The sequence below is a fragment of the Caballeronia sp. LZ065 genome (genome assembly GCF_031450975.1).
Taxonomy (GTDB): Bacteria; Pseudomonadota; Gammaproteobacteria; order Burkholderiales; family Burkholderiaceae; genus Caballeronia.
Genome location: NZ_JARUXV010000004.1, coordinates 717310 through 738734, shown reverse-complemented (window position 1 = coordinate 738734; position 21425 = coordinate 717310). Strand labels below are relative to the sequence as shown.

At 65.0% G+C, this 21425-nt stretch carries 20 protein-coding genes and 1 pseudogene; 16 read left to right on the top strand and 5 right to left on the bottom strand.

Annotated features, from left to right (window positions below):
• Positions 1 to 20 precede the first annotated feature (20 nt).
• Positions 21 to 431 (top strand): hypothetical protein, encoded by a 411-nt coding sequence (locus QCE63_RS29890; protein WP_309838133.1) that lies wholly within the window; start codon positions 21 to 23, stop codon positions 429 to 431.
• A gap of 47 nt (positions 432 to 478) precedes the next feature.
• A complete protein-coding gene (locus tag QCE63_RS29885; RefSeq protein WP_309838132.1) occupies positions 479 to 1687 on the top strand; it encodes a cytochrome c in 1209 nt (402 codons plus the stop codon).
• Between the two features lie 16 nt (positions 1688 to 1703).
• Here QCE63_RS29885 and QCE63_RS29880 read toward each other — a convergent pair whose 3' ends face one another.
• Positions 1704 to 2564, bottom strand: coding sequence for a LysR substrate-binding domain-containing protein (locus QCE63_RS29880; RefSeq protein WP_404990205.1), 861 nt, complete (start codon positions 2562 to 2564; stop codon positions 1704 to 1706).
• Positions 2565 to 3002: 438 nt separating this feature from the next.
• Here QCE63_RS29880 and QCE63_RS29875 point away from each other — a divergent pair, with 438 nt between their 5' ends.
• From QCE63_RS29875 to oxlT, 7 genes are all read left to right on the top strand, one after another.
• Positions 3003 to 4640 (top strand): peptide ABC transporter substrate-binding protein, encoded by a 1638-nt coding sequence (locus QCE63_RS29875; protein WP_309838130.1) that lies wholly within the window; start codon positions 3003 to 3005, stop codon positions 4638 to 4640.
• Positions 4641 to 4659: 19 nt separating this feature from the next.
• Positions 4660 to 5580 (top strand): oligopeptide ABC transporter permease OppB, encoded by a 921-nt coding sequence (gene oppB / locus QCE63_RS29870; protein WP_309838129.1) that lies wholly within the window; start codon positions 4660 to 4662, stop codon positions 5578 to 5580.
• A 10-nt stretch (positions 5581 to 5590) separates the two neighbouring features.
• Entirely contained in the window at positions 5591 to 6481 is an 891-nt protein-coding gene (locus QCE63_RS29865; protein ID WP_309838128.1) for an ABC transporter permease subunit, read from the top strand.
• Positions 6482 to 6484: 3 nt separating this feature from the next.
• Positions 6485 to 7480: an oligopeptide/dipeptide ABC transporter ATP-binding protein gene (locus QCE63_RS29860; RefSeq protein WP_309838127.1), complete on the top strand. Its 996-nt coding sequence runs from the start codon at positions 6485 to 6487 to the stop codon at positions 7478 to 7480.
• Entirely contained in the window at positions 7473 to 8456 is a 984-nt protein-coding gene (locus QCE63_RS29855) for an oligopeptide/dipeptide ABC transporter ATP-binding protein (RefSeq protein WP_309838126.1), read from the top strand. The genes QCE63_RS29860 and QCE63_RS29855 overlap by 8 nt, the downstream gene beginning before the upstream one ends.
• A gap of 232 nt (positions 8457 to 8688) precedes the next feature.
• Positions 8689 to 10089, top strand: a complete 1401-nt coding sequence (locus QCE63_RS29850) for an OprD family outer membrane porin (protein ID WP_309838125.1) — start codon at positions 8689 to 8691, stop codon at positions 10087 to 10089.
• A 356-nt stretch (positions 10090 to 10445) separates the two neighbouring features.
• Positions 10446 to 11762, top strand: coding sequence for an oxalate/formate MFS antiporter (gene oxlT, locus QCE63_RS29845; RefSeq protein WP_309838124.1), 1317 nt, complete (start codon positions 10446 to 10448; stop codon positions 11760 to 11762).
• Between the two features lie 150 nt (positions 11763 to 11912).
• Here oxlT and QCE63_RS29840 read toward each other — a convergent pair whose 3' ends face one another.
• From QCE63_RS29840 to hmpA, 4 genes are all read right to left on the bottom strand, one after another.
• On the bottom strand, positions 11913 to 12047 hold the full coding sequence (locus QCE63_RS29840) for a hypothetical protein (RefSeq protein ID WP_309838123.1): 135 nt from the start codon (positions 12045 to 12047) through the stop codon (positions 11913 to 11915).
• Positions 12048 to 12173: 126 nt separating this feature from the next.
• A complete protein-coding gene (locus QCE63_RS29835; RefSeq protein ID WP_309839394.1) occupies positions 12174 to 12314 on the bottom strand; it encodes a hypothetical protein in 141 nt (46 codons plus the stop codon).
• Between the two features lie 90 nt (positions 12315 to 12404).
• Entirely contained in the window at positions 12405 to 12842 is a 438-nt protein-coding gene (locus QCE63_RS29830) for a carboxymuconolactone decarboxylase family protein (protein WP_309838122.1), read from the bottom strand.
• Positions 12843 to 13012: 170 nt separating this feature from the next.
• Positions 13013 to 14194: an NO-inducible flavohemoprotein gene (hmpA, locus tag QCE63_RS29825; RefSeq protein WP_309838121.1), complete on the bottom strand. Its 1182-nt coding sequence runs from the start codon at positions 14192 to 14194 to the stop codon at positions 13013 to 13015.
• Between the two features lie 112 nt (positions 14195 to 14306).
• Here hmpA and norR point away from each other — a divergent pair, with 112 nt between their 5' ends.
• The 7 genes and pseudogenes from norR to QCE63_RS29790 all read left to right on the top strand — a co-directional run bounded on the left by norR (position 14307) and on the right by QCE63_RS29790 (position 21388).
• On the top strand, positions 14307 to 15899 hold the full coding sequence (gene norR / locus QCE63_RS29820; RefSeq protein ID WP_309838120.1) for a nitric oxide reductase transcriptional regulator NorR: 1593 nt from the start codon (positions 14307 to 14309) through the stop codon (positions 15897 to 15899).
• Positions 15900 to 16309: 410 nt separating this feature from the next.
• A complete protein-coding gene (locus QCE63_RS29815; RefSeq protein WP_309839332.1) occupies positions 16310 to 16921 on the top strand; it encodes a c-type cytochrome in 612 nt (203 codons plus the stop codon).
• A 22-nt stretch (positions 16922 to 16943) separates the two neighbouring features.
• Positions 16944 to 18206, top strand: coding sequence for a c-type cytochrome (locus QCE63_RS29810; RefSeq protein WP_404990233.1), 1263 nt, complete (start codon positions 16944 to 16946; stop codon positions 18204 to 18206).
• Between the two features lie 13 nt (positions 18207 to 18219).
• Positions 18220 to 18384: a hypothetical protein gene (locus QCE63_RS29805; protein WP_309838119.1), complete on the top strand. Its 165-nt coding sequence runs from the start codon at positions 18220 to 18222 to the stop codon at positions 18382 to 18384.
• A gap of 18 nt (positions 18385 to 18402) precedes the next feature.
• Positions 18403 to 18969: a cytochrome C oxidase subunit II gene (locus QCE63_RS29800; protein ID WP_309838118.1), complete on the top strand. Its 567-nt coding sequence runs from the start codon at positions 18403 to 18405 to the stop codon at positions 18967 to 18969.
• Positions 18959 to 20582 (top strand): annotated as a pseudogene (locus QCE63_RS29795) (b(o/a)3-type cytochrome-c oxidase subunit 1). Before QCE63_RS29800 ends, QCE63_RS29795 begins: the two are co-directional and overlap by 11 nt.
• Positions 20579 to 21388, top strand: coding sequence for a c-type cytochrome (locus QCE63_RS29790; RefSeq protein ID WP_309838117.1), 810 nt, complete (start codon positions 20579 to 20581; stop codon positions 21386 to 21388). The pseudogene QCE63_RS29795 and the gene QCE63_RS29790 overlap by 4 nt, the downstream one beginning before the upstream one ends.
• The last annotated feature ends 37 nt before the right edge of the window (positions 21389 to 21425 follow it).

The window sequence follows — 21425 nt, the reverse complement described above, 5'->3', positions numbered from 1 at the left end:
GACGGCGCAGGCGGACGTGGGTGCGTCCGCCGCTCAGGCTGCTCAGGCCGCTCAAGCTGCTCAAGCTGCTCAAGCTGCTCAAGCTGCTCAAGCTGCTCAAGTCGCTCAAGTCGCTCAAGTCGCTCAGGCCGCTCAGGCCGCTCAGGCCGCTCAGGCCGCTCAGGCTGCTCAAGCCGCTCAAGTCGCTCAAGTCGCTCAAGTCGCTCAAGTCGCTCAAGTCGCTCAAGTCGCTCAGGCCGCTCAGGTCGCTCAAGTCGCTCAGGTCGCTCAGGCTGCTCAACCCGCTCAAGTCGCTCAAGTCGCTCAACCCGCTCAGGTCGCTCAACCCGCTCAACCCGCTCAACCCGCTCAACCCGCTCAACCCGCTCAACCCGCTCACGCCGCCTTGCTCGAACGCGGCGCCTACCTGGCGATCGCCGGGGATTGCGTAGCCTGTCACACCGCGCCCGATGGCCCGCCGTTCGCAGGCGGCCTCGCGTTGGCCACGCCGCTGGGCGAGATCGTCTCGACAAACATCACGCCGTCGCGGACGCACGGTATCGGCGGCTATACGTTCGAGCAGTTCTCCGCGGCGCTGCGCCGGGGCATTCGCGCCGACGGCGCGTACCTGTACCCGGCCATGCCGTATCCCTCGTATGCCCGCGTGACCGATGACGACACCCGGGCCCTGTACGCGTACTTCATGGAGCGCGTGCGACCGGTGGATCAGGCGGCGCCCCGAACGTCCCTGCCATTTCCGTTCGGCGTGCGGCAGACGCTGGCAGTGTGGAATAGGTTCTTCCTCGATGAACAGCCCTACGTCGCCGATGCCTCGCGCAGCGCGACATGGAATCGCGGAGCGTATCTGGTGAGCGGTCTGGCGCATTGCGGCGCCTGTCACAGTCCGCGCAACGCGTGGCTGGCCGAGTCGAGCTCGCGCGCGCTCGCGGGCGGTTCGGCGGGCGTCTGGCATGCGCCGAACATCACACCGGACATCAATAGCGGCATCGGTGCATGGAGCGAGGCGGAGCTGATCGGCTATCTACGCGACGGCTATGCCCGCGGCAAGGCGCACGCAGCCGGTCCGATGGCCGAAGCCATCGACCACAGCCTGCGTCATCTCACTGGCGAGGATCTGCGCGCGATCGCGGTCCACCTGAAGACGGTCGATGCGGTCCGGAGCGAAGCCGACCTCCAGCCGGCGAGCGCCTGGGGCAAGCCGGCGGACGGCCTGGGCGAATTGCGCGGCATGGCGTGGCCCGTGGACAGCACTCGCCTGAGCGGCGCGCAGCTTTACGACGGCTATTGCGCGTCCTGCCATCAGGCCAGCGGCGAGGGCGCGAGCGGCGGGCGGCTGCCTTCGCTGTTCCACAGCACGACGCTCGGGCGCAGCAACACGGACAATCTCGTGCTCGTGATGCTGGGCGGCACGCGGCATCCCGACCGCGCGTCCGATCCCTCGATGCCCGGCTTCGCGGCCTTGCTCACCGACCAGCAGATCGCCACGCTCGGCAATCATCTGCTGGGGCTGTATGGCAATGTCGATGCGAAGGTGAGCGTCGCGCAGGTCGGGCGTCTGCGGGCGGGCGAGCAACCGTCGCCGCTGGCGGGACTGGCGCGCGCGGCGGGTGCGATTGCCGTGTTGCTGCTCGTGAGCCTCGTCGTGCTGCTGGCGGTGCGCCGTACGCATCGGGGCGCGAAGCGGTGAGTGACTCCGGCGCGGGTCAGTCGTCGAAGGAATACGCTTCGACGACCCGTTTCACGGCATTCCTGAACGAGCCCACCAGATCCGAGCGGATGCCGCTGCTCGGATACGACATCACGTATTCGTATTCGATGTCGGTTTCGAACGGCCGCACGACGACCCCATGCGCGCGCCACACCTTCGCCGCGAAGGGCTCGACGATCGACACGCCCAGTCCGCCCGCGACCATCGCATAGCGGGTGTGCGCGGTATCGGTGAAGACGGTGTAGCGCGGCCGGTCTTCGGTCGCGGAAATGAGCGATTGCTCGGCCTCGTAGGGCTGGCGTGAATTCGGCAGCCAGCCGATCAGATTCTCGCCGCGCAGATCGGCGGGACGCACGAGTTTCTTTTTCGCGAGCCGGTGCGTGGCGGGCATCGCGCAAGCCGCGGGGGCCTTCAGCAGGCTCTCCACCTCGATGCCCGCGACCGCCGGAAATGCCAGGCTCAAGGCGACATCGGCCTTGTGGTTCTGCAGGTTGACGAGCACCTCGGGCACCTTCACGGAATCGACCTTGATCGGCACGCCGGGATGTTGCCCGGTGAACTGGAGCAGCACGGGCGGCAGCAAGGTGGTGGCGAGCACCGGCATGCAGGCGACCGTCAGGCCGTCCGAGGCTTCCTCGCGGATCATGTCGGCGACCTGCTTGAGGCGCTCCAGTCCCAGGAAGTTTTCCTCGACGGACTTGTAGAAGCGCAGGCCGGCAGTGGTCGGATTGAGCCGGCCGCCGATGCGGGAAAACAGGCTGAAGCCGAGATCGGCTTCGAGGTCGGCGATCAGGCGGCTGATCGCGGGCTGGGTCACATGCAGCTTGCGGGCTGCGCCGACACTGGTGCCGGTCATGATGAGGCTGCGGAAAGCCTCGATCTGGCGGAAACGGATCATCTGGGCGTACGGCTGGAAAGCGACAGTTGAAAGCGACGCCGATCTTAGCGGAAACCGTCGTGCCCCGCCCCGGCCCGTATCGCTGTGCCGCCGTGCCTATTGACACCTTTGCAACAATTCGAACGACTATTCGAAAAATTTAGTGTCTATAAGCACATGTGAGTGGCATCTGGCTTATTGATGCGAAATACTCGCCGCCAGTCTTAAACCGCAGATGAATGCATCGGGCCTGACGCCGTGTGACAGCGCGTCCGGTGAAGCGTCGCCGCCTGACGCGCTTGATTCGGAAGCCTCATTGTTTATCCCGGAAGAGATAAACGGGCGAAATGCATCAGCCGGCGCACGATGCAAGGAAGACAAGCACAACAACACGAGACAAGGACCCCAAGAATGCCCATGAAATCGATCGCCAATCACGCCCGTCTTCAACGCACGCGCCTCGCCGCCATCGCGGCGCTCGTGCTGACCGCCAGTGCGTGGAATGCCTCGGCGGCCATCGTGCCCGCTGGCGTGACGCTCGCCGCCAGACAGGAACTGGTGCGCAACAACGGCTCGGAGGTCGAGACGCTGGATCCGGCGCTGGTCGAAACCGTGGGCGCGGCGAACCTCGCACGCGATCTCTTCGAAAGCCTGACGGCCACCAACGGCGACGGCGCGGTCGTACCAGGCGTCGCCGCGAAGTGGGAGCAGAAGGACGCGACCACCTGGATCTTCCATTTGCGCGCAAACGCCCGCTGGTCGAATGGCGAGCCCGTCAGCGCAAACGATGTCGTGTACGGCAGCCAGCGCTTTCTCGATCCGAAAACGGCTTCGTCGTATGCGAGCGTGTTCGGTCCGTTCATCCTGAACGGCGCGGAGATCGTCGCGGGCAAAAAGCCGGTGAGCACGCTCGGCATTCGTGCCGTCGATGCCGCCACGGTCGAGGTGAAGACGGCCGGTCCCGTGCCGTTCCTGCCCGAACTGATGTCGAATCCGAACTTCGGGCCGGTGCATCGCGCGACGATCGAGAAGTATGGCCGCGAGTGGACCAAGCCCGGCAATATCGTCACGAATGGCGCGTTTCAGTTGAAGGACTGGCAGGTGAACAGCAAGCTCGTGTTGACGAAGAATCCGCAATACTGGGACAAGGCGAACGTGCAGCTGACGCAAGTCACCTATCTGCCGATCGAGGACGAGAACACCGACGTCAAGATGTTCCAGTCCGGCGACAACGACATGACCTACCAGTTGCCCACCGGCACGTATGCCACCTATAGCAAGCAGTTTCCGGGCGACATCCGCAATGCGCTGATTCTCGGCACGCGCTACTACAGCTTCAACAATCGCGATCCGTTGCTGAAGGACGTGCGCGTGCGCCAGGCCTTGTCGATGGTGATCGACCGCGACCTGCTGGCGCGGCGCGTGACCGCGGACGGGCAGACGCCGCTGCTCGGCCTGCTGCCGAAGGGCGTGAGCGGCGCGGACGTGTCGAACTACGCGTGGGCCGCATGGCCGATGGCGAAGCGCGTCGAGGAAGCGAAGAAGCTGCTGGATCAGGCGGGCGTGAAGCCCGGCACGAAGCTGCGGTTCGCGATGAACACGAGCGACTACAACAAGAAGATGGCGATCTTCGTGGCGTCGGAATGGAAGACGAAGTTGGGTCTGACGATGGACATCGAGTCGATGGAATTCAAGGTGCTGCTCAAGAAGCGCCATGACGGCGACTATCAGATTGCCCGCAATGGCTGGGTGGCCGACTACAACGACGCGACGACCTTCCTCACGCTCGTGCAGTGCAAGTCGTCGCAGAACGACAACTTCAACTGCAACCCGAAAGCCGATGCGCTCATCAACGAGGCGGCCGCCAGCGCCGATACCGCGAAGCGCGCGCAGTTGCAGACCCAGGCGGCGAAACTCGTGATGGACGACTACCCGATGCTGCCGCTGCTGCAATACGGCCTGCCGCGCCTCGTGAAGCGCTATGTGGGCGGCTATTCGCTGAAGAATCCGATGGATCATTACGCCAGCAAGGATATCTACATCGTCAAGCATTGACGCACGAGGAAAACAGCTCATGGGGTCATACACATTGCGGCGCGTGCTGCTCACGCTGCCGACGCTTCTGATCGTCATCACGGTTTGCTATCTGCTGCTGCACGCGACGCCCGGCGGCCCGTTCGACGGCGAGCGCAAGGTCTCCGCCGACGTGCTCGCCAACCTGCAGGCGAAGTATCACTTGGGCGAGCCGTTGTGGAAGCAGTATCTGCTATATCTCGACGGCCTCCTGCACGGCGATCTCGGCGCTTCCTTCCGTTACGCGGACTGGAGCGTCAACGACCTCGTGCTGCGCGCGCTGCCGGTCTCGCTGGCGGTCGGCGGCGTGTCGATGCTGCTTGCCATCGTCGCCGGCGTGGCGCTGGGCGTCGTCGCGGCCCTGCGCCGCAACAGCGTGGCCGACTACGCGCTGATGCTCGTCGGCAACGCGGGCAATGTAATCCCGTCGTTCGTGCTCGGGCCGCTGCTGATCCTCGTGTTCGCGATCGCACTGAAATGGCTGCCGGCCGGCGGCTGGAACGGCTTCGACTTGCGCTACATGGTGCTGCCGGTCGCGCTGCTGGCCACCATCAACGTCGCGACCATCGGCCGCGTGACGCGCGCCAGCCTGATCGAAGTGCTGAACACCAACTACATCCGCACCGCGCGCGCAAAGGGCCTGCCGCTGCGCGTGATCGTGCTGCGCCACGCACTCCGGCCGACGCTGATTCCGGTCGTCTCGGTGATCGGCCCGCTGGCGATTTCATCGATCACGGCGGCGGTCGTCACGGAGTCCGTGTTCTCGTTGCCGGGCATCGGCAAGCTGATCGTGAACGGCGCGGCCAATCGCGACTACACGCTCGTCCTGGGCCTCGTGGTGCTCGTCACGGCGGTGGCCGTGCTGCTCAACCTGCTGGCCGACCTCGCGTATGCGTGGCTCGACCCGAAGATCCGTTACTGAGAGGCGCGCCATGAAAACAGCAACTCCGGGTGCCACGCTCGAACAGGCCGTCGCGGGCCGCAGTCCGTGGCAGGACGCGCGCACGCGTTTCCTGCGCAACAAGGCGGCGGTCGTGAGTCTCGTGCTGCTTGCGGTCATCACGCTGGCGTGCATCGCGGGGCCGTGGCTGTCGCCGAACGCCTTCGATTCCACCGACTGGAACGCCACCAGCACGCCGCCCACGCTTGCCAACTGGCACTTCTTCGGCACCGACGACACCGGCCGCGATCTCTTCGTGCGCTGCCTGATCGGCGGACGCGTGTCGCTGATGATCGGCGCGCTCGCCACGCTCACCTCGGTCACGCTCGGCATCGTGTGGGGCGCGGTGGCGGGCTTTGTCGGCGGGCGCGTGGACAACGCGATGATGCGCATCGTCGACATGATGTACGCGATTCCGTACCTGCTGATCGCGATCCTGATGGTCACGCTGCTCGGCCGCGAGTTCTATCTCGTCGTCATCACCATCACGGTGTTTTCGTGGATGGACATGGCGCGTGTCGTGCGCGGCCAGACGCTCTCGATCCGCTCGAAGGAGTACGTGGAGGCGGCGCGTGCGATCGGCGTGCCGACCGTGCGCATCATCCGGCGGCACGTGGTGCCGAACCTGCTCGGCATCGTCGCGATCTACACCACCGTCACCGTGCCGGCCGTGATCCTCACGGAATCCGTGCTGTCGTTTCTCGGCCTCGGCGTGCAGGAACCGATGACCAGCTGGGGCGTGCTGATCCAGGACGGCGTCGGCGTGATGGAGGCGTCGCCGTGGATTTTGCTGTGTCCGGCGGCGCTGCTGTCGGTCACGCTCTACTGCATCAACTTTGTCGGCGACGGGCTGCGCGACGCGCTCGATCCGAAGGACAGGTGAGTCATGCCGCTACTCGAAGTGAAGGACTTGCAGGTCGAGTTCGCGACCCCCGACGCCGCCGTGCGCGCCGTCAACGGCGTGAGCTTCGCGCTGGAGGCGGGCGAGACGCTCGGCATCGTCGGCGAGTCGGGCTCGGGCAAGAGCCAGAGCGTGCTCGCGATGCTCGGGCTGCTCGCGCCGAACGGTCGGGCCCGGGGCCAGGCGTTGTATCGCGGCGACGATCTGATCGGCATGAGCGGGCGGCGCTTGAACCGCATTCGCGGCAATCGGCTTTCGATGATCTTCCAGGATCCGATGAGTTCGCTCAATCCGTATCTGACCATCGAACGGCAGATGACCGAGGTGCTCGAACTGCACAAGAAGCTGACGCGCCGCGAAGCGCGCAAGCGCGCCATCGCGATGCTCGAAGCGGTGCGCATTCCCGAAGCGGCGCATCGCATCGGGCAGTATCCGCATGAACTCTCGGGCGGCATGCGGCAGCGCGTGATGATCGCGATGGCGCTGCTGTGCGAGCCCGAGATCCTCTTCGCCGACGAACCCACCACCGCGCTCGACGTCACCGTGCAAGCGCAGATCCTGCAACTGCTGCGCACGCTTCAGCATGACTTCGGCACGTCGATCGTGCTGATCACGCATGACCTGGGCGTCGTGGCCGGCCTGTGCGATCAGGTGATGGTGATGTACGGCGGCCGCGTGATGGAGCAGTGCGACGCGCCGACGCTGTTTGCCCGGCCTTCGCATCCGTACACCATCGGTCTGTTGCGCGCGCTGCCGAGGCTCGATCACGACGACGGCGAACTCGTCGGCATTCCCGGCAATCCGCCGAACATGGCGCATCCGCCCGCGGGTTGTCCGTTCCACGAGCGCTGCGCGGACGCCGGCGACGAATGCGCGCGCGAAGCGCCGGTGCTCCAGCGCATCGGCCTGCATGGAATGCGCGCGTGCCATCGACCCGTCGAACAGATGCGTACCCGTTTTGGGGAGATCAATCATGTCTGACGCCAGCCTGCTTTCCGTGCGCGAGATGCGCGTGCATTTCCAGGTCGGGGCGAAGCAGCGCTTGCCGTGGGCGGCGAGGCGCACGTTGAAGGCCGTCGATGGCGTCAGCTTCGACCTCAAGGCCGGCGAAACGCTCGGCGTGGTCGGTGAATCGGGTTGCGGCAAATCCACCTTGTCACGCGCGATCCTCAACCTGATTCCGGCCACAAGCGGCGAGATCGTCTGGATGGGCGCGCCGCTCGCGAGCGCGTCAAAGCGGGCGTGGCGCGCGCTGCGCGCCGATGTGCAGATGATCTTCCAGGACCCGCTCGCCTCGCTCGATCCGCGCATGACGGTCGGGCAGATCATCGCCGAGCCGCTCGTCGAGCATCGGCCGGGCATGCACAAGCGCGAGGTCGATGCCCGCGTGCGCGCGATGATGGCGCGCGTCGGCCTGCGCGAGCAGATGATCAATCGCTATCCGCACGAATTTTCGGGCGGCCAGTGTCAGCGCATCGGCATTGCGCGGGCGCTGGTGGTCGAGCCGAAGCTCGTGATCTGCGACGAGCCCGTGTCCGCGCTCGACGTCTCCATTCAGGCGCAGATCGTGAACCTGCTCAAGTCTCTGCAGAAGGAGATGAAGCTCGCGCTGATCTTCATTGCGCACGACCTGGCCGTGGTGCGCCATATCTCCGATCGCGTGATGGTCATGTATCTCGGACGCGTGATGGCGCTGGCCGACAAGCACGCGCTCTACGACACGCCGCGTCATCCCTATACGCGCGCGCTGCTTTCGGCCGTGCCGGTGCCCGATCCGGCGATCCAGCGGGCCCGGGCCGTGGAGATTCTCCCCGGCGACATTCCCAGTCCCATCGATCCGCCTTCGGGCTGCGTGTTCCGCACGCGCTGTCCGGTGGCGCAGGCGCGTTGCGCGCACGAGGTGCCCGCGCTGCGCCCGCTCGGCGGCGATGCGTCGGCGGCGTGTTTGTTCGCATGATGGCCGTGCACTTTCGCCGCAACTCTTCAATAGCGAGGACGCGTCCGCCCGCATGAGTCGCCCGATCCACGCCCATTAGCGAAAGGCCGGCGTAGTCCACCTGGCCGGCCCGCCGCTTCACCCGATCCTGTCCCGTACGCCCAGACCTTGCCGGTCTGCGGGCGGGGTGTTCTGCATCCTGATTTTTCTGTGCGCGCAGTCGAGCGTTGCATCAATCCGTGGAGATCTTTCTATGAAAAAACAAAAGCGATCAATCGCGCTGTCGATTCTGCTGTTCAGCGGTTTCATGGTTACCGCCGCCGCCTCCCATGCCGATGAAGCCGATGCCGACGCCTCGACGCGTCATACCGAAGCGCCGCCCGCATCGCCGCCGCACACGGAAGCCGATGCGCCGGTGAGCAACCAGGCGAAGTCGAACGGCTTGATCGAGGATTCGCATTTCAACCTGCTGTTGCGGTCCTACACCGAACATGACGACTTCAAGGGCGGCGGCAAGAAAGATGCATCGGTGCTGGGCGCGCAGGCCGTGTTCGAGTCGGGCTATACGAAGGGGCTGATCGGACTGGGCGGCGACGTGTCGCTGTTCGGCGCATTCAAGCTCAATGGCGGGGAGGGCGCGGGCAACCGCGTGCATCTCGGCACGGACGGCGGCGGGTCGGGACAACTGGCGTGGGCCTATCCGGGCGTGTGGGACGTGAAGGCGCGCATCTCGAACACGGTGCTCAAGTACGGCCAGCAGCTCTTCGACAACCCGTTCCTCGTGCCGCACGACAACCGCTCACTGCCGCCGACGTATCGCGGCTTCTCGCTGGCGAGCGACGAGATCAAGGGGCTCACGCTCAAGGCCGGTACCGTGGATGGCGTACTGGCGCGCGGCATGACGAGCGTCACCGGACTCACAACCGAATACGGCGGCACGCCTATCTCGCGCTTCAGCTACATCGGCGGCGACTGGACCCACGGCGCCGACACGGCCGTCTCGCTATGGGGCGGCATTGCCAACGACGTGTGGCAGCAGTACTACCTGAGCGCGACGCAAAGTATCGGCGACCCCGCGTCGATACGCTGGACGGGCGCGCTGAACTACTACTACACGAGTTCGATCGGCGACCAGCGGCAGGGCGCGATCACCAACAACGCCTATTCGCTGGCGCTGTCGGGCACGCATGGCGGGCATACGGTGCAGGTGGCGTACCAGCAGATCGTCAGCGATCAGACCTTCGACTACATGGGGCAATCGGCGGGCGATTATCTTTCCAACTCGCTGGACGTCGACTACAACCAGCCGCATGAAAAGTCCCTGAGTTTGACCTACACGCTCGACATGAAGCGCTACGGCGTGCCGGGTTTCAAGGTCTCGCTGTGGGGCGCGTATGGCTGGGATGCCGACGGCAGCGCAATGGCCAACGGCAACAGCGCACAGGCTGCGGCGTACCGCATCAACGGTCAGCCGATCCAGGGCACGCACTACGAAGTGGGCGTGATCCCGAGCTACACAGTGCCGGGCGGCAAGCTGAAGAACACGTCGATCAAGTTCTACTACATGCACCATCACAGCAACAGCCCGTACTATCCGGACGGTACCAGCGACGTTTATCGATTGATGGTGAATCTGCCGGTGAACGTGTTTTGACGGATGGGGAAAGTGCCCAACAGCAGCACAACGTGTAAACCCTACAATTATTTCCGTTTACATTACGTTTAACTTTCAATATAAAGAGAGGGCGTGCTGCGGATTGCCATGTCTCGCCACGCTCATCGCCCGGCAGGCCTGTCTCTGCCGGGCTTTTTTTTGGCCTTCCGTTCCGACTCCCCGAAAGCTTTCAAGCGCTTACGATGCCCGGTTTTCTCCGTGAAAACCCCGCTAATGCTTTCGCTTGACTTACTTGATATATCAAATACTGTGTATATGCGGAGACGCTGGACGTGGCCGCGAGAGGCGTCGTTCGACGCACGCATACACAAGGCATGATTGCCAAGGAGACAGGCATGGGAACGGACCAGATGGACCGCGAAGGCAGGGCCTCGCGTCTCGCTTCGCCGTGGGTGCAATTGGTTTTCGGTGTGATCTGCATGGCGATGATCGCCAACATGCAATACGGCTGGACGCTCTTCGTCAATCCGATCGATGAGAAGTATCACTGGGGCCGTGCGGCCATTCAAGTGGCGTTCACGATCTTCGTCGTCACCGAAACCTGGCTCGTTCCGGTGGAAGGCCATCTGGTCGACAAGTACGGTCCGCGTCCGGTCGTCGTGGGCGGCGGTCTGCTCTGCGCGATTGCGTGGGCGCTCAACTCGGTGGCGTCATCGCTGCCGCTGCTTTATTTCGCGGCGGCCGTTGGCGGGGTGGGCGCGGGCGCGGTGTACGGCACCTGCGTCGGCAATGCGCTGAAGTGGTTTCCGTCGCGACGCGGGCTGGCGGCGGGCATCACGGCGGCGGGCTTCGGCATGGGATCGGCGGCGACTGTGGTGCCCATCGCGCACATGATCAAGTCGAGCGGTTATGAAGCGACTTTCCTGTGGTTCGGGCTGGGACAGGGACTGGTGGTCTTCCTGCTCGGCATGGCGCTCTACGCACCGCCGGCCCAACTGCTCGCTTCCATGAAAAGCGCGGTCAAGGCGGCCGTCTACAACGCAAGCCCGAAGCAGGTGCTGGCCTCGCCGATCTTCTGGGTCATGTACCTGATGTTCGTGATGATGGCGGCGGGCGGCCTGATGGCGACCGCGCAACTCGGGCCCATCGCGAAGGACTTTGGCCTGCATGACTCGCCCGTGTCGCTGCTCGGCCTGACGCTGCCCGCGCTGACCTTCGCGCTGACCATCGACCGCGTGCTCAACGGCCTCACGCGGCCGTTCTTCGGCTGGGTATCGGACCGTATCGGGCGCGAGAACACGATGTTCATCGCGTTCGCCATCGAGGCCGTGGGGATCGTCGCGCTGTCGCGCTATGGACAGAATCCGGTGGCCTTCGTGGTGCTGACCGGCATCGTGTTCTTCGCCTGGGGCGAAATCTACAGCCTGTTCCCGGCGACCTGCGGCGACACCTTCGGTCCGAAGTTCGCGGCGACCAATGCAGGGCTGCTTTATACGGCGAAGGGTACCGCTGCGCTGCTGGTGCCGTTTTCGAGCGTCATCACGTCGATGACGGGAAGCTGGCACGCGGTGTTCATGCTCGCAGCGGGGATGGCGGCGCTCTCGGCGCTGCTTGCGCTCTTCGTGCTGAAGCCGATGCGTCAGGCGCATACGGTGCGGCATGCGCGGGCGGCGGGATTGGACCTGCCTTATTCGCCTGCCATGAAGGAGTGAAAGAGTGACCAGGACGGGCGACCCGGCGTGTCGCCCGTTTTATTGTTATCGAGCTCGCGCGTTTCGCGGCTTGCGACTGACAAAGCGGCCCGCAGGCCGATTGCGATTGCGCGTGATGTGTAGCCGCCGGCGGATGGTCTCCTCGCTCTCTTATCTCGTGGGCCGGACGGTGGCCGCGATGCGCTGTGGCGTGCGCCGTTCGATCATGGCGAACCACGCCGGAAAGCTCAGTGCCGATGCCATTGAAGCGCAGGCGAAGAGTGCGAGTGCGAGGTGGGCGTCCATGACCTTCTCCAAACGGGTGGTTGGAGACAGTGTCGGCGGGAACGGGTTGAAGTAAAACCCTGCTCCCGTGGGGAGGACGCCGCTTCGGGAGCGAGTGGCGGGCCCTGCCGAAGGAGGGAGAAGCAATCAGAAGCGCGTACCGACGCTGCACCCGCCGAAGCCGCCGCCATTGGTGGCCACGCCGCCGCAGCCGAACAGGCCGCAGCCGCTGAGCGCGAGTGACACGGTAACGGCAAGGATGGCGAAGCGAAGGTAACGAAGATTCACGATGAAATAGCCCGGACGCCACGTTCATGGAAGGTGACCGCCATCATAGTCACTTTGCGTCGCCCGGATTGTCAAAGTGGGCCGGGCGCGTCAGGCGGGCAGCTTGCGGAAGCTGATGGCAAAGCGATTCCATGCGTTGATCGCGGAGACGAGCAGCGTCAGGTCGACGATTTCCTCGTCGCTGAAATGCGGCTTCACGGCCTGCCAGACGGCATCGGGCACGTGATCGTGCGAGACCAGCGTCAGCGCTTCGGTCCATTCGAACGCGGCGCGTTCGCGATCCGTGAAGAACGGCGTCTCGCGCCACACCACGACGGTCGCGAGCCGGCGATCGGTCTCGCCGCCCTTGCGGGCATCGGTGGTGTGCATGTCGACGCAGAACGCGCAGCCGTTGATTTGCGAGGCGCGCAGGCGCACCAGATGGGTCAGGGACTTTTCGAGCGCGGACTTGCCGATGCGCTCTTCCACGCCGACGAGCGCCTTGATGGCGGCGGGGTTGGCCTTGTAGAAGTCGAGACGGGATTCCATGGCGATGCTCCTTGCGGTGGGTTTGGACAGGTTCAGAATAGGCCTGATGGTGGTCTATTCAAATAGCCGGTTTATGGAAATATGAGGGAACCAGTGGAACGGTCGTGCGCCGGGCGCAAAAAAACCGCGGCAAGCTGCGCCGCGGTTTTGAAGACCACGCATCAAGACTTTCAGTCGAGCGCCGCTGCCGGGCCGAAAAACTCATATCGGCTTTGCGCTTCGGGCACGCCAAGCGCCTTCAGGTGCTTCTTCACGGCCTTCATGAAGGGCTTGGGTCCGAGAAAGTAGGCATCGAGATCGCGGTCCGCGGGCAGCCACTTATTGAGCAAGGCTTCATCGACGAAACCGATGCCGTCCGCCGGATGATCTCCGTCGCGCGCGTGCTCGTAACAGTAGAAGCGCTTGAGTTGCGGATGACGCACCGCCAGCGCCTCGATGGTCTCGCGGAACGCATGCACGCCGCCGTGCCGCGCCGAATGGATGAACGTGACCGGGCGTTGCGCCGCGAGCGCGCTGTGCAGCATCGCGAGCGTCGGCGTGATGCCCACTCCGCCGCTGATCAGCACGACCGGCTTGTCGCCGGGTTCGAGCGCGAAATGGCCGGCGGGCGGATAGAGTTCGAGCACGTCGCCCGCGTGCTTGTGCTGGTGCAGGAAGCCGGACACCTTGCCGTTCGCCTCGCGCTTGACGCTGATGCGATATTCGCGGCCGTTCGGCGCGGCCGACAACGAATAGTTGCGACGCACTTCCTCGCCGTCGATCACCACCCGCAAGCCGATGTACTGGCCCGGACGGAAATCGAGCAGCGCGCCGCCGTCCTCGGGCGTCAGGTAGAACGACGTGATCTCGTCGCTCTCCGTTTCCTTGCGGGCAATGACGAAGCGCCGCGTGCCGCGCCAGCCGCCGGGCGCCTGTTCGCGTTCGCTGTAGATACCTTCCTCGAGTCCGATCAGCAGGTCGGCGAGCTGGCCGTAAGCGGCGGCCCAGGCGTCGATGACGGCATCGGTGGCAATCTCTTCGCCGAGCACGTCGCGGATCGATGCCAGCAGGCAGCGCCCGACGATCGGATAATGCTCGGGCTGGATATTCAGCGCGACGTGCTTGTTGATGATCTGGCCGACGAGCCCGCCAAGCTTCTCCAGTTCGTCGATATGACGCGCGTACATCAGCACGCCGTTGGCGAGCGCGCGCTGTTGCGCGCCACTTGACTGATGCGCCTGATTGAACATCGGGCGGACTTCGGGATAGTCGGCAAGCAGCCTGGCGTAGAAATGCGTGGTGAGCGCTTCGCCGCCGCTTTCGAGCAGGGGAACGGTTGCCTTGACGATGGCGCGGTGTTCGGCTGACAGCATGGTTCTTTCCTCGTGGGTGAAGATGCATCTCGCATCGGAAGTCTATGCAAATTCCAATACAGGTTCCGTGCCACGATAGAATTGTCGCTAAATCAACGGCTTGAATATTTATATGGTCGATTCGACTCTGGTCAAAAAGACTACCGACGTAGTCGCAATGACTTCGCGCGTGCTGTTGGACGCGCTGGTGCCGCTCATCGAGGATCTGTCGAGCGAGATGCCAGACACCGAGCGCTACCGGCGTCTGCTGCATACCTCTCGCGCCCTGTTCCCGAGCGACGCCACCGCGCTGTTGCGGCTCGACGGCGACACGCTGGTACCGCTCGCCATCGACGGGCTGTCGGGCGATACGCTCGGGCGGCGCTTCCGGGTGAGCGAGCATCCGCGCTTCGCACGCATCCTCGCGCACGAGGGGCCGACGCGCTTCTCCGCCAGCTCCGACCTGCCAGACCCTTACGACGGTCTCGTCAAGGGCGTCAGCGGCCATCTGGAGGTGCACGATTGCCTGGGCTGCCCGCTGTGGATCGATGGCCGCGCGTGGGGCCTGCTGACCCTCGACGCGCTCGATCCCGCCCGTTTCGACGGCATCGACATGGCCTCGCTGCAAGCGTTTCTGAGCCTCGCGGCGGCGACGGTGAGCGTCGCCGGGCGCATCGACCGGCTGGCGCGTTCGCGCGAGGCCGAGCGTCATCGCGCCGAGGCCTACCGGCAGGCGGGCGGCCCGAAGCGGCGCGAGATGATCGGCGGCAGCGACCGGCATCGGCGGATGCTGGAGGAGATCGCGATCGTTGCATCGAGCGATCTCACCGTGCTCGTGACGGGCGAGACGGGCGTCGGCAAGGAACTCGTCGCGAGCGAGATTCACGCGCTGTCGCCGCGCGCCGACAAGCCGCTCGTCAGTCTCAATTGCGCCGCGCTGCCGGATACGCTCGTCGAAAGCGAACTCTTCGGGCACGTGCGGGGAGCGTTTTCCGGGGCGTCGTCGGACCGGCGCGGCAAGTTCGAACTCGCCGACGGCGGCACGCTCTTTCTTGACGAAGTGGGCGAACTGCCGCTGCCCGTGCAGGCGAAACTGCTGCGCGTGCTGCAGAACGGGCAGTTGCAGCGCATCGGTTCGGACAGCGAGCACAAGGTGGATGTGCGGCTGATCGCGGCGACCAATCGCGATCTCGCCGAGGAAGTGCGCGAAGGGCGGTTCCGCGCGGACCTGTATCACCGGCTGTCGGTGTATCCGCTCGTGGTGCCGGCGCTGCGCGAGCGCGGCCGCGACGTGCTGCTGCTGGCCGGCTTCTTCCTCGAGGAAAACCGTTCGCGTCTCGGCCTGCTGAGCCTGCGCCTCGCCGCCGATGCCCAGGCCGCGCTGCTGGCCTATCGCTGGCCGGGGAACGTGCGTGAACTGGAGCATCTGATCGGCCGGAGCGCGTTGAAGGCGCTGGCGTCGCACCGCGAACGTCCGCGCATCCTGACGCTCAGCGCCGCCGATCTCGCACTCAACGGCGCTGCCGCGCCGGCGCAGGCGTCCGCGGTGCCACCGCCGTTGTCGGCGAGCGGCGCGGATTTCCGCGCAACGGTGAGCGCCTACGAACGCTCGCTGATCCTCGATACGCTCAGGCGTCATGAGCAGAACTGGGCGTCCGCGGCACGCGAGCTGGGTCTGGACCGGGCCAATCTGAATCGCCTCGCCAAGCGCCTCGGCCTCAAGTAAGCGCGACCGGCTTTGAATCCGGTCGATCGTTGCCAATCTCGAAAATATTCGTTCAATTGTTCGATATCAAGAAACGGGCTCGCGCCCGTCACGCGGCGCGGGCGTGCATTGAGACAATTCCGGTGCTGGGAAAAGCGGGCGCAGTCTTCTAGTATCAGAACAGCCTGACGCAACCCATCGACAGCATGTTCACCGCAGTGCCTTGAAGCAGCGTGCCGGATGCGGGCCTGTTCCGCACGGCGTATCGTGAACGGCATTTCGAACACGGCATTTCGACAACCGGGGGTTACGTGCAGAACGTGACAGACGTGGCGAAGCTCAGCACGTTCATCGGGTCCGCGCTTTTCCTGTGCCTGGGCAGCGGGGCGTTCGCCGCCGACGCCCCAACCACGGAGCGCGCGCCGGACACCATGCAGGCCCGCGTGATGGCGTGCGCTGCCTGCCACGGTGCGCATGGCGAGGGCACCGACAACGACTACTTCCCGCGCCTGTCCGGCAAGCCCGCCGGCTACCTGTACAACCAGCTGCTCGCGTTCCGCGACGGCCGGCGCAAATATCCGCCGATGAATTACCTGCTCGCGTATCTTCCGGATGCCTATCTGAAGGAGATTGCCGCGTATTTCGCGGGCGAGCGTCCGCCATTCCCGCCGCCGGGGCCGGTCAGCGTCAACGCCAAAACGCTCGACCTGGGGAAGTCGCTGGTCACGAAGGGCGATCCGGCGCGCAGCGTGCCCGCTTGCATCAGTTGCCATGGCGCGGCGATGACCGGCATGGAGCCTGCCATCCCCGGCCTGCTGGGCCTGCACGCCGATTATCTGAGCGCGCAACTGGGCGCATGGCGCTACGGCACGCGCACCACGGCTGCGCCCGATTGCATGGGCCAGATCGCGAAGCTGCTGTCCGATCGCGACATCACCGGGATTGCCGCTTATCTGGCTTCGCTGCCCGCGCCGGCGGATCCTGCGCCGGTGGCGGCCGGTTCGCTCAAGATGCCGCTTGCCTGCGGCAGCGTTCCCCACTGACGAGGACCCCGACGTGCGCCGAATTCGACCCTCCGGAGCGCTGACCGTCGCGATTCTTCTGGCGGCATGGGCGGTCTTGCTGCTGGCGCCGTTGACGCCGGCGCATGCGCAAGACCGCGCCGAGACGATCAAGCGCGGCGAGTATCTGGCGCGCGCGGGCGATTGCATCGCGTGCCATACGCTGCCCGCGGGCCGGACCTTCGGCGGCGGACGGCCGATGGACACGCCGTTCGGCACGCTTTTCACGCCCAACATTTCGTCGGACCGGGAGACGGGCATCGGCGGCTGGAGCGCCGACGAGTTCTACACGATGATGCACGACGGCAAGTCGCGCGACGGCTCGCTGCTCTATCCGGCGATGCCTTACACGTCCTACACGAAAGTCACGCGCGCCGACTCGGATGCGATCTACGCGTTCCTGATGTCGACGCCGCCCGTGCATCAGCCGAACCGTCCGCACGAACTGCGCTTTCCCTTCAACAAGCGGCAACTGCTGTTTGGCTGGCGCTCGCTGTTCTTCAGGGAGGGCGAGTATCGGCCGGACCCGAAGCAATCGGCGGAATGGAATCGCGGAGCGTATCTGGTCGAAGGACTCGGACACTGCTCGATGTGCCATACCGCGATCAACGCCCTGGGCGGCAACGTGAGCTCCAAGGCGTTCGAGGGCGGGCTGATCCCGATCCAGAACTGGTACGCGCCCTCGCTGACCTCGAACCGGGAGGCGGGCCTCGGCGACTGGAGCATGGACGACATCGTCGGTTTGCTGCATGCGGGCGTCAGTCAGCGCGGCGCGGTGTACGGCCCGATGGCCGAAGTGGTCTACGACAGCCTCCAGTATCTGAATGAGGACGACGTGCGCGCGATGGCCGTCTACCTGAAGGCCCTGCCTGCGCGTTCCGGCGACAAGTCCGAGCCGCCCGGACAGGCGGTGAGGGAGCAGCAGACGAGTCTCGCGCCGCTGGGCAAGAAAATCTACGACGCGCAATGTGCCGAGTGCCACGCCGCGCGCGGCGAGGGCAAGCCGCCGGATTTTCCGCCGCTCGCGAACAATCAGTCGATCGTGATGAACTCGGCCGTGAATCCGATCCGCATGGTGCTGAACGGCGGCTATCCGCCCGGCACGTTCAAGAACCCGAAGCCGTATGGCATGCCGCCGTTCGCGCAATCGCTGTCCGACGTGGAAGTCGCGGCAGTGGTGACCTATATCCGCACGGCATGGGGCAACCGCGGCGCGCCGGTCACGGTGAAGGACGTGAACGAACTGCGCTCGGCGCCGCTTTACTAGAGATCCGACGACCATGAACGAAAACCCGAACGCGGACGAAGACGCCAGGCTCGACGAGATCGTGAAGCGCGGCCCGAGTGGCGCGATCGTGCTGGCCGGCATCTCGACTGCGATCGTGATCGGCATGTGGTTCGTCTTTTACTTCGCCGTGTTCTTGCCGCGCGGCGTGATCCGGTGATTCATCCAGACTTCGCATATGGCCATCGATCCAAGCTCGCATGACATTGCCGAACGCGTGGAACGGCGCTGGGCGATCCTCGTCCTCGCGATTGCCGTGCTGCTGGTCGGGATGGTCGTCTACACCGGCCTGCACTGGGCGATGATGCCGCCGTCGCGCGTCGAGACGGTGCGGCCGGAGACGGTGGGCGTGTCGGGCGAATTCATCGAGAGCAATCTGGGCAGCGCACCGGAGGCGGATGGTTCGGTGACGGTGCGGATCGTCGCGCAGCAGTATTCGTTCACGCCGCAATGCCTGGTGGTGCCGGCGGGCGTGCCGGTGACGTTCCGCGCGACGGCGGCGGACGTCGTGCATGGATTCCTGATCACCGGAACCAACATCAATACGATGCTGGCGCCGGGCTATGTCTCGACCTTCAAGACGACCTTCGAGACGACCGGCGACCATCTGATGCCCTGCCACGAGTATTGCGGCACCGGGCATCAGAACATGTGGGCGCACGTGAAAGTGATCGATCGCGCCGAGTTCATGGAGAGGGCCGCCAAGCTGCCGGCCCGTTCACGGAGACTGTCCTGTGTTCAATAGCAAGCGGCTCGTCCTCGCGCATTTCTGGCTGGCGTTCGGCGCCTTCGGCATCGCGCTCCTGCTCGGCGCATGGCAGATGCTGGTGCGCAGTCCGCTGCATCCGTGGCTGCAGAATCCAGAGCTGTACTACCGCTCGGTGACGGAGCACGGCACCGTAATGGGCTACGCCTTTCCGACGCTCGTGGCGATGGGCTTCGGCTATGCCGTCAGCGAACTGGCGCTGAAGCGTCCGCTCGCGGGTGTGCGCTGGGCGTGGCTGGGCTTCTGGATGGTCGCGGCGGGCGCGGTCACGGCAACCATACCGGTGGCGATGGGTCTGGCTTCGGTGCTCTACACCTTCTATCCGCCGATGATCGGCAACGTCTTCTATTACATCGGCGTGGTGCTGGTCGTGGTGGGCTCGTGGGTGTGGGTCGCGCTGATGTCGGTGAACCTGGCGGCGTGGAAGCGCGAGAACCGCGGCAAGCCGGTGCCGCTCGCGATGTTCGCGACCGTCGCGGGCGCGTATCTGTGGGGCTGGACCGCGGTGGGCGCGGCGATCGAAGTGCTGTTCCTGATCCTGCCGGTGGCTTTCGGCTGGAAGACCACGATCGATGCGGGCCTCGCGCGCATCTTCTTCTCGTGGACGCTACACGCCATCGTCTATTTCTGGCTGGTGCCCGCCTACGTGGCGTACTACACGATCATCCCGCGCGCGATCGGCGGCCGTCTGTACAGCGACGCGATGGCGCGCATCTCGTTCATCCTGTTCCTCGTGGTGTCGATGCCGATCGGAATCCATCACCTGTTCGCCGATCCGCAAGTGGGCTCGGGCTTCAAGTTCATGCATTCGGTGTTCACCGCGCTCGTCGCCGTGCCGACGCTGCTGACCGTGTTCACGATCTGCGCGTCGGTGGAGATCGCGGCGCGGCTGCGCGGCGGACGCGGCCCGCTGGGTTGGCTGAAGGCGCTGCCCTGGGACAATCCGATGATGCTGGCCGTGGCGTTCTCCTTCGTGATGCTCGGCTTCGGCGGCGCGGGCGGCCTCATCAACATGAGCTACCAGCTCGATTCGACGATCCACAACACGCAATGGGTGACGGGGCACTTTCACCTGATTTTTGGCGGCGCGATCGTCATCATGTACTTCGTGATTGCCTACGATCTGTGGCCGCATCTGACCGGGCGGCCGCTGCTGCATCCGAAGCTGATGCGCTGGCAACTGTGGCTGTGGTTCATCGGCATGATCGTGCTGACGTTCCCGTGGCATTTCGTCGGCCTGCTGGGCATGCCGCGACGCATGGCCTTATGACTACAGCGACCCGGAGATCGCGGCGCAGGCGCTGTCCGTGGTGATTTCGGTGGTGGGTGCGCTGATCCTGCTGGTGTCGGCGGTGCTGTTCTTTATCGTGCTGGTGAAGGCGCATCGCACGCCGCGCGCCACGATCGAAGCCTTCCGCTTCAGCCGCGCGGTGCATGAGCCGAGCAGCATTCCGGTGGCGCTGAACAGCTTTGCCCTGTGGCTCGCGCTGATGATCGGGCTCACGCTGATCAACTACGGCTATCCGATCGCGCAACTGCTCGCGCGCTCCGACACGGAAGTCCCCGCGGTGCCCATCGGAGCTGCGCGATGAGCGACGAACGCCTCTTCACTTTCCGCAATCGCTGGTTCACGGTCAGTGTGCTGGGGACGATGGGTATCGCGATCGTTGCGGCGCTGATCGGCTTTGTATGGCTGCCTTCGGTGCAGCGCGATGCGCAGTTCAGCGGCATCTGGAATGCCATCTGCAGCGCGGCGGGCGTGCCGCGAAGCTGGTACGCGGGGGGAGGCGTGGTTGTCGAGCCGGACGTGAGGCTGTCGAGCGTCGAGATGACGCCGCAATTGCTGGCGAATGTGAGCGCGAATTCCATCGGGCGTGGCGCGACGCTGGCCTTGCGCTGCACGATGTGCCATGGCGATCGCGGCATGAGCGACGCGAACTCGCCGAATCTGGCGGGGCAGTATGCGGCGGTGATCTACAAGCAACTGATCGATTTTCAGAAGGGCGCGCGCAACAACGCGGTGATGTCGCCGATGGCGATGAACCTGAGCGATCAGGACATGCGCGATCTCGCGGCGTATTACGCGAGCCTGCCGCGACCGCCGGCGCAACGCAAGGTGAGCGATGCGCGCGCGCCGGCGATCGTCGCGCACGGTGCGCCGATGAGGAACGTGGCGCCGTGCGCGGTGTGCCATGGCGGCATCGACAGCAAGGCGGGAAGTCCCTGGCTCGACGGTTTGCCGGCGGCTTATACGAAGTCGCAGTTGCTGGCGTTCGCGAGCGGGGCGCGGACCAATGATATCGATGGTGTCATGCGGAACGTGGCGCGCAATATGACTGCCGAGGAGATCGATGCGGCGGCGATGTACTACGCGCGGGAGTTGGAGGGGAGGCGTTAGCAGCGCACCCGATCGCCGCTCCGCGACAAGGGCCTTC